Below are 14,750 nucleotides of genomic sequence, written 5' to 3' on the forward strand. Positions count from 1 at the left end.
GATCAGATTCCCAGCAGCCAGGGCGCCAGCGGGATAGGCAGGCTCAGCGCGTATTTGAACAGGAGGGCGCAGGCAGCCGTCATCGCCACGGCGAAGATGGCGAGTTCCTTGATCCTGACGTCATCGGCGGCGAGGCCGGCGATGAACACGACCAGGGGCCCTGACACCAGCATGCCGAGCTGCGGCACCTTGAGCGGGCCGATCTCGAAGCCGCGGATCGTCAGGCCGAAGATCACTGCCGCGCCGAGAACGAAGAGGACACCGCGCCAGGACCAGCCACTGAGCTTCTCACCCTTGTAGCGCAGCGAGTTGAAGGCCAGCAGCGCGCCGAGCGCGGCGCAGATCACCGCGATCGACTTGGGCAGCATGCCCGGGCCGATCTGGCGCAAGGTGCCGAGCGGCAGGTCGCGCGCCAGGAACAGCGCCAGTCCCGCCAGCGCGATCATGAACAGGCCGCCCGCGAAATCCTGCGTCGAGCGGATGCGCCAACCCTGCGCAGCCTCGATCTTGTTCAGACTCATCAATGTCCTCCGGCTCGGGTGGTTGCTGTGCGCGGAGCAGACTTTCTGCCGCGCCCGGTTACGCTGAACGGCAGAACATTGCCGTCGTCGATCAAGGTCACGCTCTCGCGCAGGATGGCGAGGAAATCGTCGCGCGCCGCGAGCTTCTGATGCGGCCGCCAGGCGACGCCGACCAGGGCCCCGGGGGTGGCGGGTCGAGCAGTGCGCCGCGCAGGCGCCGCATGGTGACTCCGGGAAAGCTCAGCCGCGAGACCCAGTCCGGCGCCAGCGCCATGCCGAGCCCGGCTGCGACCGCGGACATCATCGCCGGCTTCTCGGTTGCCTCGATGGTGACGTTCGGGACCGCGCCGACGCTCTCGAAATAGGCCATGACAAGGTCATAGGCGAAGGGGCGGATACGCTTCGACGGCACGACGAAGGGCTCGCCGACCAGATCCTGCATGGTCAGGTATTCGCGCGCAGCGAGCGGATGGCTCTCGCTCAGCACGACGATGGGTCGCTCGACGCGCAGGATCTCGAAAGCGCAATCGGTCGGCTTGCGGGGCGGGCGGAGCAGAGCGAGGTCGAGCTTGCCGGCCTCCAGCATCTGCACCAGGGGTGCGGTCATCGCCTCGACGAACTTGATCTCGATGCCGGGATGGCGCGAGCGGAAGGTCACCAGCGCCTCCGGCACGAAACTCGACGATGCCGCGTCGATCGCGCCGACCCGCAGCACCTTGCTGGAGGCCAGCGAAGCCTCGCGGACCGAGCGGGAGGCGCGCTCCATCCGGACCAGGATGGCCTTGGCCTCTTCCAGCATGATGAGCCCGGCGCGGGTGAGCGCGACCTGCCGCGTGGTGCGGGTCAGGAGGCTGACGCCGAGCTCGTCCTCGAGCGCGCTGATCTGGCGTGAAAGTGCTGGCGGTGCGAGGCCGAGCCGCTCGGCAGCCCGGCCGAAGTGCAGCTCTTCCGCCACCGCGATGAAGCATCGCAGCTGCCGCAGGTCCATGGTTGTCGCGCTCCCCTCTGGCGTATCGCTTTTTGTGATATCGTCCAGTCGTTTCGGTTATGCCCTTTAGCGCGTATCGCCAGTTTTGCGACCCTAGAGCAATTCATAATTTTTTGGCAACAAAGCTCGCAAACACGAAAGCGGCGTCCACAGGGTGAACACCGCCGCCGCGTTCCGTCATGCTGCAGTGACTTGCTATCTGCGTTGGTGAGTGCCGGCCTTGAGCCCGGTCAAGCAGTCGGAGCGTCGGCCCGCTTGGCGCTCCACAGCCCGGCTACGCGCCCGTCGATCAGCGCCAATCCGGCGAAGATCGCGGCCATACCGGCAAAGTGACGCGGCAGCAGCTCCTCGCCCAGCAGGCCCGAGCCGAGCAGAATGGCGCTGACTGGGATCAGGAAGGTCACCAGCATGACATTGCTCGGTCCCGCAGTGCGCATGATCCGGAAGAAGATGATGTAGGCCAGCGCCGTCGAGATCAGCGCCAGGCCGATCGCAGCGAGGACGGCTTGCTGCGACGGGACTGGCAGCGTCCATGGCGGATGCAGGAAGAATACGATCGGAACGATCATCACCGTCGAGGCACTGAGCTGGCCGGTGGCAGCGACGAGTGGCGGTAGGCCGCGGAAGCGGCGTCCGAACAGGCCGGAGAAGGCATAGGAGACTGCGGCGAGGACGCAGGCGAGCTGGGCGGCGAGATTGGAGCCGAGCCCTCCGAGCACGTCGGGGCCCATCAGGATGCCGACACCGACAAGGCCTGCCAGTACGCCGCCGAGCTTCAGCCCGGTCGCCCTCTCATTGCCGAAGCAGTGCATCACCAGCACGGCGAAGATCGGCGTGGTCGCGTTCAGGATCGAGGCAAGGCCGCTCGCGATCTGCTGCTGGCCCCACAGGAACAGGCTGAACGGGATCAGATTGTTGAGGATGCCCATGCCGAAGAAGGCGAGCCAGATGCTGCGCCCGACCGCCATGGATTGACCCGTGATCCGGACCACGAGGAGAAGCGACAGCGCCGCCAGACCGACGCGCACCTGCACGACGGCGAAGGGTGGCCACTCCGCCACGGTGAGCTTGTTGAAGAAGAACGAGCCGCCCCACAGGATCGAGAGGGCGACGAGCAGGAGCCATTCTATCGGGCCCATGCGCAGCGAGGGAGCGGAGGTCGACTGTGTCATGACGGAAGCTGTCCTCGCAGGGCGGGTCATCCTGCGTCAGTAGGTAGCCGGGCAGGGCCAGGCCACCCGATTTCCGGCTAGAGCCGGATGACGTCAGACGAAACCGCCAAGCGGTTCCGTCTGACGTCTGAATCCGTCTCTTATCAAAAAGTCAGAGCAGGATTCGCGCGAAAAACCGGTTTCCACTTTTTCGCATCCTGCTCTCGTCTTACGCAGGCTCGGCCTCGCGCGCTGCCCACATCGCCTTGAAACCCGGCCGGGCATGGCAGGCGTCGAGCCAGGCCTTGACGTTCGGCGCCGCGTCGAAGAGCTGCGTTGCCGGCTTGGCGTAACGGATGACCTCGGCGACGTTGATATCGGCGACGGTGAAGCGCCCGCCCATCACAAAGCCGCCGCCCTCGGCCAGGGCCTTATCGAGCACCGCAAAGGGGGCGGGAAGGGCGGCGAGAGCCGTGGCGACGATGGCGGGATCGCGCTTCTCTGGCGGATAGGCAGCCAGGTGATAGGTCAGGTTCAGCGCCTGCGTCTCGCATTCGGTCGCGGCCCAGAGCGACCACATCGCCGCGAGCCCTTCTTCCTGCACATCCTTCGGCGCGACCGGGCCGCCATGCTTGCGGGCGAGGTAGAGGTTGATCGCCAGCGACTCGTGCAGGACGAAGCCGTCATCGTCGATCGACGGAACGTGGCCGTTCGGATTGACCGCCATGAACTCGGCGCTGCGCGTGTGGATCGGCGCGTCCGGCGCATGGGGGTCTGCGACGCGATAGACCTGGATCACCGGAACATGCTTGAAGGTGATGCCGAGCTCGTTGGCGAGCCAGACATTGCGCGTCGCGCGCGAGCGGTAGCAGCCATAGATGGTCAGGGACATGGGCAGGATTCCGGCAGACGGGAGGGGCTCCGAATCCAGCAGATGCGGAGAAAAATATTCTACGAAGCTCAGCCGAGCTGGCGCAAGGTCTCGCGGGCGATGATCAGGCGCTGGATCTCGGAGGTGCCCTCATAGATCCGGGTGATGCGCGCGTCGCGCGCATAGCGCTCGACCGGGAAGTCGCGGCAATAGCCGGCGCCGCCATGAATCTGGATCGCCGCGTCGGTGCAGCGATGGGCCGCTTCCGAGGCAAAGAGCTTTGCCATCGAGGCTTCCCTCGCGAAGGGCTCGCCGCGGTCTTTCTTCGCCGCGGCATCGAGGATCAGCAGGCGCGATGCATGCAGGTCGACCTCGCGATCGGCGATCAGCCACTGCAGGCCCTGGAATTCGGTGAGCGCCTGGCCGAACTGCTTACGCTCGCGGGCATAGGACTTGGCGGCGTCCATCGCGGCGCGGGCAATGCCGAGCGAGACCGCAGCGACGCCGATGCGACCGCCGGCGAGCTCGCCGACCGCGACCCGGAAGCCGTCATTCTCCTTGCCCATCAGATTGGCGGCAGGGACGCGCGCGCCATCGAAATGGATGGTGTTGGTGGCCGAGCCGGTCTGGCCCATCTTCTTCTCGGCCTTGCCGACGCTGACGCCCGGCGTGTCCGCCGGCACGAGGAAGACCGAGATGCCCTTGCCCTTGGGTACATCGGGATTGGTCACGCCCCAGACCACGAAAAGCCCGGCGTACTCGCCCGAGGTGATGAAGATCTTCTCGCCGTCGAGAACGTAGGCATCGCCGTCACGTCGGGCGCGCAGCTTCATGCCGGCGGGATCGGAGCCCGCCCCAGCCTCGGTCAGGCAGAAGGCGCCGGCCGGATAGGTGCCGTCGGCAAGCCTGGGCAGATGATCCGCCTGCTGCCGCGACGAGCCGACCGCCTGGATGACCTCGCCGACCATGTTGGTGACCGAGGTGGTCACGGCGGTCGAGGCGCAGGCGGCCGCCAGCTCCTCGAGCGTCAGCGCGAAGGCGACGGTGCCGGCCTCCGTGCCGCCGAAGCCGGCCTGGATGTTGAGCGCCATGAAGCCGTTTTCGGCGAGCAGCTTCAGATTGGTGAGGAACTCCGGCCGTCCCTCGCCGCGGTCGAGCCGCTCGGCCAGAGGAGCCAGCCGTTCGGTAGCGAGCTTGCGCGCGCCTCGCGGATGAGCTCTTCCTCCTCGGTCAGGGAAAACTGCATGGGACAGGCTCGCTTGGTTGAGGCTCTTGGGCGTCAGCTTAGAAGCTGGCGAGAGGCGAGCCAATGCGCGGCTTCGCCAGCCCGGTCGTGCGCTCGCAAGCGCTCGTTCTCCTTATGGAATTTTGACTTGACGGGGCCAGCCGCGAGGCGCATCTGCCCGGTCGTTCGCCAATCCGCGCTACGGCCGGCCGGCGACTCCACAGGAACCCATGAACCCCATGCCAAGCGACAGTCCCAGTCGACAGTCCTTGCCGTCCTCGGTCCGCCCGGGCGCCTGATCCCTAACCGGCAGGCTCGCCCCGGTTTGGCCGTTCGACGGCCAAACCGAAGGAAGCGAGCCATGAACGCCGCTATCACCGAAGTCCTGCCCACCATCGATCTCCCGGCCGGAATCCTGGCCGCAACGCTGGCGCGCACCCACGTCGCCGACATCGTCGAGACGCTCAACGAGCACGCGCCGGCCTATGCCGCGGAAGTCCTGCTCAATCTCCCGGGCGGACGGGCGGTCGATGTGCTCGACCAGCCCGAACTCAACGAGCCCGGCGCTATCCTGAAGGCGCTGCCGCTCGACCGTGCCGTCAGCCTCATCCAGGGCATGTCGTCCGACCGGATCGCCGACATCTTCCGCAACGACCTCTCCGAGCCGGAGCGGCATCGCTTCGTGGCGCGGCTCGACCGTGAAACCAAGGCCGCGCTCGCCTCGCTGCTCGCCTATCCCGAGCACAGCGCCGGCGCGATCATGACCACGGAGTTCGTCAGCGTACCCGCCGACTGGACGGTCGCGCAAACGCTCGAGCACGTGCGCACCGTCGAGCGCACCCGTGAAACCGTCTACGCGATCTATGTCCTCGATCCCGCGACGGGCACGTTGCAGCAGGCTGTCGCGCTGCGTCGCCTGATCTCCGGCGAGTCCGACGCTCTCGTCGGCTCGGCGGCAGCCCGGCGCGATCCGATCAGCGTCTCGCCCCTGACCGACCGCGAGGATGTGGCGCGGCTGATCGCCAAGTACAATCTGCTGGCGGTGCCGGTGGTCGACGAAAGCCGGCTTATCCTCGGCATCGTCACCGTCGACGACGTCATCGACGCGATGGTCGACGAGACCACCGAGGACGTCCAGAAGCTCGGCGGCATGGAGGCGCTGGGCGAGCCCTACAACCAGATCGGCTTCTTCAAGATGATCAGGAAGCGGGCCGGTTGGCTCAGCATCCTGCTCGTCGGCGAGATGCTGACCGCGTCCGTCCTGCAACATTACGAGGGCGCACTCGAGAAGGCGATCGTGCTCACTTTGTTCATTCCGCTGATCATGAGCTCGGGCGGCAACTCCGGCTCGCAGGCGACCTCGCTGATCATCCGCGCTCTTGCGCTGCGCGAGCTCAACCTGCGTGACTGGTGGCGCGTGGCATTGCGCGAAGTCCCGACCGGACTGACGCTCGGCGCCATCCTCGGAGCGATCGGCTTCGTCCGCGTCGTGGCCTGGCAGAAGCTCGGCTTCTACGACTATGGCGAGCATTGGCCGCTGGTAGCGGCGACGGTCGGCGCGGCCCTGCTCGGCATCGTCACCTTCGGCTCGCTGACCGGCTCGATGCTGCCCTTCATCATGACGCGGCTCGGCTTCGATCCAGCCAGCGCCTCGGCACCCTTCGTCGCGACGCTGGTCGATGTCTCCGGCTTGGCGATCTATTTCAGCATTGCCCTGATGATCCTGAGCGGCACGTTGCTCTAGATGCCGAGCGGCAGCAGGTGGTCCATCCGATTCTGAGCCAGGAAGCTGCGTTGCGAAGCTTCAGTATCCTTGCGAGGAACCGGATCGGCCGGTCGAGAGCTCACGGCTAGCCACCGGATCGAGTTGTTTGGCGACAAGGATTGCTTGCCCCGAATAAATGGAAGGCTGCATACGGTGTAGCTGTCAAAACGATCTTGCCCGCCTATGGTGGGCGCGATCGTCCAATGGCGTGCGCCGTGTGCGGTGAGGGGCTTCGAAACGTTCAATGTATGTAGGCCGTTCTTACAGATTGTTGGACTTCGCCCTCTGGTCGCGACGTAGCGTCATCTACATGGTCGTGGTGAGCGCCTTGGCCGTAGCGGCCTATCGCTTTCCGGGCACCTCAGGGTTCTCGGTGCCTTGGTCTATCGTGCTGGTGCTTGGCACGACGGTTTCACTTGTAGCCGGGTTCAAGAATTCGCAGGTATTTACGCGCGCTAACGAGGCTCTTCAGGCTTTTTCGCAAATTACCGCGAGCAGCCGGATGTGGTCCAGCTTCTGTCGAGATTTCACGGATACATCGACGGCAACGCAGCTCATCTACCGTCATATCGCCTGGATGACGGCATTGCGGTTCGCGTTACGCCGGCCGATGCCTTGGGAGTCCCTGGTGCGAGCAGCCAACGTCGAGTTCCGGCGGCGGCGATATCACATCCAGGAGGACAAAAAATCGCTTCCAGACGAACTGCGCGAGCTGTTGGGCGAAGAAGCCGAGAGTGTCTTGAAGTCGCCGCAGCCGGCGATAGCTCTCCTTGATATGCAATTGGCTCAGGTCAACGGGCTGCTCAAAAGTACTAGCATCCCACCGCAGATATATTCTGAACTTACGAAGCTCTTGCGTGACTTCCATGACCAACAGGCGCGTTGCGATCGCATCAAGAACAATCCTTACCCCCGGCAATACGCGATCATCAGCTCGATATTCATGACTATCTTCTGCACCTTGCTGCCGTTTGGAATCGTCCCGGTCTTTGCGGAAATGGGCAAATTGGGTGGCTTTCTCAGCTCTATCGCGATCTGGCTAACGATCCCATTCAGTGCGCTTCTTGGATGGGTGTACATGTCCCTCGACCTGGTCGGCGAGAGCAGTGCCAATCCGTTTGAGGGCAACGCCAATGACGTGCCCATCTCCCAAATCTGCAGGGATATCGAGATCGAGTTGCGGAGGGGCCTTGGAGAAGGCAACCTGCCAAGCGCGCTGCGACCGGTCAATGATATCGCGACCTGAGCAACCGCCCGGCGCAATCGGGCCCGACATGGTTCGGTGCGGAACGCCTTTTAGATAACCCCGCGAGACTCCGATGAGACTGTCGACCTGCGGCTCACATCAACCGCCTGTCGATGCTCCACAGTTGGAGAGTATTGCCCGGCATCCTCTCGCTTAGGCGGCCGCGCGCGCGACCACCCGGTTGCGGCCGGCCGCCTTGGCTTCGTAGAGCGCCTGATCCGCCGCCTCGACGAGATCGGGCCAACTGCCATCGGCAGGCGCCATTGCTGCTACGCCGAAGCTCGCGGTGACGTTGAGGGTCGCGCCGGTATCGAGCGAAAAGGGCGCGGCAAGGAAGGCGCTGCGTAGACGCTCGGCGATCTGGTCAGGCTGCGCTGTGGGATCGGTCAGCAGGATGGCGAATTCCTCGCCGCCGAAACGGGCGATGACGTCTGTCGGTCGTAAGGCCGCCTGCAACCGACGGGCGGTTTCCTTCAGTACCTCGTCGCCGGCGATATGGCCGTAATTGTCGTTGATCCGCTTGAAATGGTCGATGTCGAGCAGGATCAATGGCAGCGGTTGCTGCTCGGATCGCGCAGCCAGCATGCTCGCGGCGCGTTGTTCCAGGGCGCCGCGGTTCAGTATCCCGGTCAAACCGTCCGTTTCCGCCAGCTGCCGCAACTGGGCCGTCAGCTTGAGCTTTTCCCGATCGAGGGCGTCACGCTCCGTCAGCTTGCTGCGCAAGGCATCGAGCGCGTCGAAAAGGCTGCTGATTTCGCTGGGCGTTTTGCGCGTCGCATAGGAGGCGCCGGTCTTGCCAGCGGCCATGTCCATGACGGCGTCACGCGCCGAAAGCAGCGGACGGAACAGCAATGTCTGGCTGGCGATGACGAGGATGAGTTCGAGAAGCAGGGCGATCAGGGTGATGGCGCTGATGATGATCAGGACCCGGTGCGCATGCTCGCCGTCGGCTTTAACCTTCACCATGGCGGTATCGAGGTATAGGTCGCGCAGCCGTTCAAGTGAGGCGAAGGTCGGCACGATCTGGTTCGTGAAGGTGATCGTGTCGAAGCCGTAATTGCCGTCCTCGCCTGTGCCCAGGAGCTCGCGGTAGATCGCCATGCCCTTGCCGAAGAAATCCTCGACCACGGCGCGGCGCGTCGCCGCGATCTGCGGGTTGGTGTTCGTGCCGGTCTGCTGTTCGACCAGCTGCCAGAAGCCGAGCACGCGGCCATAGGCGATATCATGTGCCGAGCGGTGCTCGGGGCCGATCGGCGTGCGCGCCGCGATCGAGGCGACGAAGTTGGAGCCCATGCGCCCGACCTGCTCGCGGATATCGCTCAGCATTCGGGCGACCAGCGCGGTGCCGATCAGATGGTCGGATTCGGCGGTGTTGAAATCGCTGATCGCGGCATCGACCAGCGCTTGCGCCGTGTCGACGACGCCGAACATGGTCAGGACGACTTTGTGGAAGTCCTGCGGCCTGCGCGCCCGCAAGGGCTGCCTGTCGAGGGCGTTGATCAGTTGGCGGGCCTCGGTCAGCGACCGCCTCGTCTCGGCCAGCTGTTGCGAAAAGCCGGCGATCGGGGATAGCCGATCCAGTGCGGCATCGGTGTTCGCTCGGAACGTGATCAGGCGCCTGCGCGAGGCGCTGTCGGTGCTGGGCTCCTCGCCAAGCACGCTGTTGACCGGGCCGCGCTCGGCCGAGAGGCGGTTCACGGCACGCATCACCAGCTGGAAGCGCTCGAGCCGTGTCTCGCTGAGCCGGGTCGCCTGGAGTTCCCTCTAATAGGTCGAGATCAGGATCGCGCCGAGAACCACCGAGCAGCCGAGGATCACCGCGAGGGCCGCCCAGAACCGGTAACTGAGACTGCGATGCTTCGACATAGGCATTACCGGAAGAGGAGTCGGCGCTGGCCGGCCGTCGGGGAAACGCCCCGGCGTTGCGTGCCGTAAAGCCAGAGCGCTTGGTCATCGGAGCTGCGGGGCTGCGCAGGGCACATCGCAGGTGTGCAGCGCTTTCCTTAACATTCCGCTACGGCAGTATTGGCGCCGGCAAGCGGTGCGTTCGTTGCTGCGGCCGAGGCTAGAAGCCGCAGGTTTGCTCGATCGAGATGACCGTCAGCACGAAATGGTCGAGACTTGCGAGGAGGCCGGGCGTCTCGTCCGCCATCCTTTCAGCTCGCCAGCACCCGCTGCGGCGGGAAGGTGACTTCGACCAGCGTGCCTTCCTTCTTGACACTGGTGATGGTCAGCGCCGCCCGGTTGGCTTCGACCAGTGCCTTGGTCAATGGCAGGCCGAGGCCGGTGCCGCCGGATCTGCGCGTCGTCGGCACCTGCCGGAACGGCTCTAGCGCCAGCTTGATCTCGTCATCGTCCATGCCGATGCCGGTGTCGCGCACCCGCAGGATCGCCTCGCCCTGGTCGCCGAGCGCGGTCGAGACGATCACCTGCCCGCCGGCATCGGTGAACTTCACCGCATTGGAAAGCAGGTTGATCACGATCTGGCGCAGCGAGCGCTCGTCGGCGACGACCGGCGGCAGCTTCGGCGCCAGCCCTGAGCGCAGCACGACCCGGCCGCGCTGGGCTTCCGGTTGCAGCAGGTTGACGGTCGAGAGTGCGATCTCGTTCAGGTTGACGCTGCCGAAGTCGAGGTCGAGCTTGCCGGCCTCGATCTTGGCGAGGTCGAGCAGGTCGTTGACCAGGCTGATGACGTAGCCGCCCGACAGGTGGATATCGCGCAGGTATTCCTTGTAGCGCTCGTTCGCGATCGGCCCGAAGCGCTCTTCCGCCATCACCTCGGCGAAGCCGATGATGGCGTTGAGCGGTGTCCGGATCTCGTGGCTGATCTTGGCGAGCACGTCGGATTTCTGCGCGCTCGCCTTCTCGGCCGTCTTGCGTGCCTCAACCAGCTCGCCCTCGGTCTTCTTCCAGGCGGTGATATCGCGCAGGACCGCGCAGAACTTGCTGTCCGGCTTCTCGGCAATCCGTCCCATCGTCATGAACAGCGGGATGCGCCCGCCCTGGCGCACGCGGCCGACGACCTCGCGGCCATCGTTCATCAGCGAGGCGACGCCGCCGCCGATCAGTCCGTCGAGATAGTCGAGCGCCGGCGAGTGGCTTTCCGGCGCGAAGAGCAGAGTGAAGAGCTCGCCGGCGACCTCGCGCTGATCGTAGCCGAACAGCGCTTCGGCGCTTTTGTTGAGCGAAAGGATGCGGCCACGCCCGTCGACGGTGACGACCCCGTCCGTCGCCGTGTCGAGCATCGCCGAAAGCTCGGCGACGCGGGCGTCGTTCGCCTGGCCCTCGAGCCTGAGCTGGGCTACCCGGGATGCACTCTCTTCCTCCTCTGCCTCGAATTCGGCCGCAAGCTCCTGCTCCTCCGCCTCTTCGGGCGACAGCATCTTGAGGTCGCCGGCGGGCACGCTGTTGCGGAAGGCCATCAACGTTGCGGGTTCGCCCTGCCAGCTCACGCTGGAGAGCCGGCCGTCGACGCTGATCAGCCCGCCCTTGCGGTCGACCAGGATCATCGCACCGTCGCTGCCGCGGCTGGCCCCCTTGATCAGCTGGCTGACGCCACCGGCCGAAGTGAGGTCGTCGAGGTCGGCATAGTCGAGCAGATCGAGCAAAGTGCGGTTGGCATAGAGCGCAGCCTCGTCCCGGTTGACCAGCACCGCGATCGGCAGGCGGTCGAGGATCTCGGCATGGGCATTCGCGACGCGCGGCCGCTGTCCGGGTATGGCGGCCGGCGGCGGAGTGGTCGTCGCAGGAGTGTCCGCCTGCGAGTCCTCGGTGTCTTTGGCACGAATGCGCAACGGAGCGGCAACCGGCAGGCGCGGCTCGCCGGGCATGTCTTCTTCGCCCGCGATGCGGGCGCCGAGCGCCTTGGCGATCTCGCGGAAGGCGTTCCTCTCGGCCGAGGACAGCAGGGTCTTGGACGGTTCGAGCATCGGGCGGACGGCCGCCAGATGGCCGTTGCGTAGCGGCACGACATTGGCTCGCGGTGCCTCGGGGGGCGACTGCAACGGCTCCTCGGCTTCTGGCGCTGCGTCGCCGTCGTCGGCGGGCGCCGTCAGAGCATCGGCATCAGTCTCCGTGGCTTCGGCTGCCGCATCCTCGATCTCTGCCTCTGTAGGCAGTTCGGCTGGTGCGGCCTCTTCAGTTTTGCCCTCGCTGGAATCGGTTTGGGCCGTCGGAGCCGGGACTGCCTCGATGACCTCGTCCGAAACCTGTTCAGACACGCGATCTTCCGTGGCCGCCGCCTCAAGGGGAGCCGCCTCCGGGGCGTCGGCTTCTAGCACGGCCGGGACGAGCGCCTCTATCGGCGCTTCCCGATCAGGAAAAGCCTCGTTGGCCGGCGAGCGGATCAGACCGAAGCCGCGGAAGCCGGCGGGATTGCGCTCGCTGTCGAACAGCGGAAAACCCGAGAGCTCGACGCGGGCGCCTTCGCCGGAGTGAACGCGCCACAGCACGGCCCGGCCGCTCCAGGTCGACGAGGTCGCAAGGCGCGTCGCCAGGTCACCGTCGAGGTCGAGGATGTCGGTCGCGAGCAAGGCGGGCCAGTCGCGGCCCTGCGTCGCGCTCGCCGTCCGTTGGCCGACAAGCTCGGCGAAGTCCTGGGATAGGCTGATCAGCGTCCCATCGAGGTCGCTTTCCCACAGGAAGCGCAGATTGGCGCGACGCTGCTGCTCGGGTGATTCGGCCTGGGTATCGGCTGCCGTGGCGAGCGCCGCAGGGGTGGCCGGGGAGGGCGAGGTCGTCGCTGCCGCCGGAACGCGCGGCTCGTCCTGTGGCACGGTGATGCCCAGGCGGCGCAAGTCGGAGGCCGTGACACCGACGGCCAGCGCAGAGCCGGCTTCGGTCTCGACGAGCTTGCAGGCGCAGGTCACGAGTCCGGCCAGCGCAGCGCCGAGCCGCAGTCTTTCGAGCCTGAGCCCGTTGCGCGAGGCGAGCCCGCCCGCAAGCAGGCGCAGGCGCTCGCGTGTCGCCACCGGCAGCTTCGCAGCTCCGCCGAAGGCGTCGAGGAGCGCCTGGCCGCCCGCATTGGCGAAAGCCGGCGCATCACCATCGGCTGGCCAGAGCAGCAGCGCGCCCTTGCTGGCGAACTCAGCAAGTGCGGGATCCTGCGCCAGCGCGCCGGCAAGGCCGTTCCAATCCTGCACGGATTCGCTCATCCCGTTCCGCTCAACCTGCTGGCGACGTAAGCCCGCGCGAATATGCCTAACAAATCTTTAATAACCGCGCGAGGACGGTGAATCCATGCGGGAACACTGCCTCTCCCCTGACGTTTCCAAACAGCGTTAATATGGCGCCCGCCGTCTTGGCCGGGGCGGCGTTGTCATTGCACTGCAATAATGATATTGCAGTGCACAATTAAGGCTCGACGTCGGAGGCGGCGCAGAAGCCTGGCTCGGTCACAGGAGGACCACCATGGACGGCAAGAACCCCTACGAAGTCCCCACCGAAATGCGCGACTTCGCTGAAAAGAGCGTCGACCAGGCCCGCAAGGCTTTCGACGGCTTCATTGGCGCGGCGCAGAAGGCTGTCGACAGCGCCCATGGTTCGGCCGAGTCGGCCCGCGTCAACGTCCAGGACATGACCAAGAAGGCCATGACCTATGCCGAAGGCAACGTCTCGGCGGCTTTCGATCTTGCCAACAAGCTGGTCAAGTCCCGCGACATGAACGAGGTGCTCCAGCATCAGTCTGAGTTCCTGAAATCGCAGATGGCCTCTCTCCAGGCGCAGCTGAAGGAGCTTGGCACGACGGTGCAGGACGTCGCCAAGAAGACGGCCGAGACCGCCGCCAAGGCGACCAAGCTGAAGTGAAGCCGTCGCGCCGCGGGGCGGTGCGGGCTTCACGATGAGGCGGCCGGACCAGCGCACGGCCCCGTGAAGGAGTGAACTCCTCGCGGGGACATGACTTAGGTCCGGTTTCGTCGATTGCGCAGGCTGGCCCTGCCGGAACCGTGAAGGAGAATCCGATGGCGAAGCAGACTATCCCCGGCAAGGCTCCGATCAGCCTCGCGCCGGTCAAGGCGTTGAGCGAGTCGAAGCCGGTGACGCCGGCCGTTCCGGCCAAGGCTCCCGAGACCAAGCCTGCGGTGGACGCGAAGCCTGTGGCCGCCCCGGTTGTGGCCGCGCCCGTGCTCAAAGTCGCACCTCAGCCGGCTGCACCCCAGCCGGTGGTGAAGGCTGCCGCTGTGCCGCCGGTCGCCAAAGCTCCCGAGGCCAAGCCCGTCATGGACGTGAAGCCGGCCACCGCTCCGGCGGCAGCGATCTCCGCCCCGAAGGTCGAGGCCAAGCCTGTCGCTTCCAAGCCTGCCGCCCCGCAGCCAGTAGCTCAGCCGGTCGCGAAGGCTGCTCCCGCCGCCGTCGCCAAATCTGCGCCGCAGCCCGCCGCCAAGGTTGTCGCCGAGCCCGCCAAGCGCATCGTCCTGCAGAAGAAGGTTGCAAAGCCGGCTGCCAAGGCCTCGGCTGTGAAGGCCGCGCCGGCCAAGCCCACTTCCGAGCCGGCCAAGTCTGTGGCTGAGCCGGTCAAGGCGTCGCCCGCTCCCACCAAGGTCGAGCCCGTTGCGGTAAAGCCGGTCGCTCCGGTTGCAGCAAAGCCCGCTCCCGCCCCGCTCAAGCTCGTCGAGGTCGCTCAGCGGGCCAAGCCGGCTCCTGCGGCCACGCCCGCCGTTGCCAAAGCGGTCGAGGCACCGACGCCGGTTGCCGTCGCGCCCTTCTCGGCAGTCAACTGGTTCGAGCAGACGCTGGTACTGACGCGCACCTTCGGGGCCGTCCAGGCTAAGGTGCTCGATCATGCCTGCGCCGAGCTCAAGGCGACGCTGGGCGAGATCGAGACGCTGGCGCGCACGCCGAGCGCCGCCGACGCGGTCGCGCTCCAGGCCAAGGCGTTCCGCCGCAGCTATGAATCGCTCGCTGCCCATCTCGGCGATCTCGCCGCGACCGCCCGCAAGGACCTGCCGCGCTCCTGATTTTCAAAGCCGGCGCGGTTTTCCCCG

11 protein-coding genes are annotated in these 14,750 nt (G+C 65.9%); 4 read left to right on the forward strand and 7 right to left on the reverse strand.

Annotated features, from left to right (window positions below; genetic code table 11):
• Positions 1–2 precede the first annotated feature (2 nt).
• The 5 genes from QO058_RS23240 to QO058_RS23260 all read right to left on the reverse strand — a co-directional run bounded on the left by QO058_RS23240 (position 3) and on the right by QO058_RS23260 (position 4,841).
• The gene (locus QO058_RS23240) at positions 3–521 is read right to left on the reverse strand and encodes a tripartite tricarboxylate transporter TctB family protein (RefSeq protein WP_284168580.1); all 519 of its coding nucleotides are present in this window, start codon (positions 519–521) and stop codon (positions 3–5) included.
• Positions 522–618: 97 nt separating this feature from the next.
• Entirely contained in the window at positions 619–1,509 is an 891-nt protein-coding gene (locus QO058_RS23245; RefSeq protein WP_284168581.1) for a LysR family transcriptional regulator, read from the reverse strand.
• A 230-nt stretch (positions 1,510–1,739) separates the two neighbouring features.
• Positions 1,740–2,681 carry a DMT family transporter gene (locus QO058_RS23250; RefSeq protein WP_284168582.1) on the reverse strand — a complete coding sequence of 314 codons (942 nt, stop codon included), beginning with the start codon at positions 2,679–2,681 and terminating at the stop codon, positions 1,740–1,742.
• Between the two features lie 208 nt (positions 2,682–2,889).
• The gene (locus QO058_RS23255) at positions 2,890–3,552 is read right to left on the reverse strand and encodes a glutathione S-transferase family protein (RefSeq protein WP_284168584.1); all 663 of its coding nucleotides are present in this window, start codon (positions 3,550–3,552) and stop codon (positions 2,890–2,892) included.
• 68 nt (positions 3,553–3,620) lie between these two features.
• Complete coding sequence (locus tag QO058_RS23260) at positions 3,621–4,841, reverse strand: acyl-CoA dehydrogenase family protein (protein ID WP_284168585.1); 1,221 nt, start codon at positions 4,839–4,841, stop codon at positions 3,621–3,623.
• Between the two features lie 276 nt (positions 4,842–5,117).
• On the opposite strand from QO058_RS23260, the gene mgtE reads away from it, so the two are divergent.
• Together mgtE and QO058_RS23270 are read left to right on the forward strand one after the other, a co-directional pair.
• Positions 5,118–6,500 (forward strand): magnesium transporter, encoded by a 1,383-nt coding sequence (gene mgtE / locus QO058_RS23265; RefSeq protein WP_284168586.1) that lies wholly within the window; start codon positions 5,118–5,120, stop codon positions 6,498–6,500.
• A gap of 331 nt (positions 6,501–6,831) precedes the next feature.
• Complete coding sequence (locus QO058_RS23270; protein ID WP_347975502.1) at positions 6,832–7,767, forward strand: bestrophin family protein; 936 nt, start codon at positions 6,832–6,834, stop codon at positions 7,765–7,767.
• A 153-nt stretch (positions 7,768–7,920) separates the two neighbouring features.
• On the opposite strand, the gene QO058_RS23275 is transcribed toward QO058_RS23270, so the two are convergent.
• Both QO058_RS23275 and QO058_RS23280 read right to left on the reverse strand, forming a co-directional pair.
• Positions 7,921–9,465, reverse strand: a complete 1,545-nt coding sequence (locus tag QO058_RS23275; RefSeq protein ID WP_284168588.1) for a GGDEF domain-containing protein — start codon at positions 9,463–9,465, stop codon at positions 7,921–7,923.
• A 458-nt stretch (positions 9,466–9,923) separates the two neighbouring features.
• On the reverse strand, positions 9,924–12,920 hold the full coding sequence (locus QO058_RS23280) for an ATP-binding protein (RefSeq protein WP_284168589.1): 2,997 nt from the start codon (positions 12,918–12,920) through the stop codon (positions 9,924–9,926).
• 256 nt (positions 12,921–13,176) lie between these two features.
• Here QO058_RS23280 and QO058_RS23285 point away from each other — a divergent pair, with 256 nt between their 5' ends.
• Both QO058_RS23285 and QO058_RS23290 read left to right on the forward strand, forming a co-directional pair.
• Positions 13,177–13,572, forward strand: coding sequence for a phasin (locus QO058_RS23285; protein WP_284168590.1), 396 nt, complete (start codon positions 13,177–13,179; stop codon positions 13,570–13,572).
• 155 nt (positions 13,573–13,727) lie between these two features.
• Positions 13,728–14,723 (forward strand): hypothetical protein, encoded by a 996-nt coding sequence (locus QO058_RS23290; protein WP_284168591.1) that lies wholly within the window; start codon positions 13,728–13,730, stop codon positions 14,721–14,723.
• Positions 14,724–14,750: the final 27 nt, after the last annotated feature.

The organism is Bosea vestrisii (assembly GCF_030144325.1).
In the GTDB taxonomy this organism is placed as follows: domain Bacteria; phylum Pseudomonadota; class Alphaproteobacteria; order Rhizobiales; family Beijerinckiaceae; genus Allobosea; species Allobosea vestrisii_A.

Bases quoted from the DNA above. Each gene is read 5' to 3' on its own strand.
- QO058_RS23280 (WP_284168589.1), bottom strand. From the start codon at position 12,920: ATGAGCGAATCCGTGCAGGATTGGAACGGCCTTGCCGGCGCGCTGGCG.
- QO058_RS23270 (WP_347975502.1), top strand. From the start codon at position 6,832: ATGGTCGTGGTGAGCGCCTTGGCCGTAGCGGCCTATCGCTTTCCGGGC.
- QO058_RS23285 (WP_284168590.1), top strand. From the start codon at position 13,177: ATGGACGGCAAGAACCCCTACGAAGTCCCCACCGAAATGCGCGACTTC.
- mgtE (WP_284168586.1), top strand. From the start codon at position 5,118: ATGAACGCCGCTATCACCGAAGTCCTGCCCACCATCGATCTCCCGGCC.
- QO058_RS23245 (WP_284168581.1), bottom strand. From the start codon at position 1,509: ATGGACCTGCGGCAGCTGCGATGCTTCATCGCGGTGGCGGAAGAGCTG.
- QO058_RS23240 (WP_284168580.1), bottom strand. From the start codon at position 521: ATGAGTCTGAACAAGATCGAGGCTGCGCAGGGTTGGCGCATCCGCTCG.
- QO058_RS23255 (WP_284168584.1), bottom strand. From the start codon at position 3,552: ATGTCCCTGACCATCTATGGCTGCTACCGCTCGCGCGCGACGCGCAAT.
- QO058_RS23250 (WP_284168582.1), bottom strand. From the start codon at position 2,681: ATGACACAGTCGACCTCCGCTCCCTCGCTGCGCATGGGCCCGATAGAA.
- QO058_RS23290 (WP_284168591.1), top strand. From the start codon at position 13,728: ATGGCGAAGCAGACTATCCCCGGCAAGGCTCCGATCAGCCTCGCGCCG.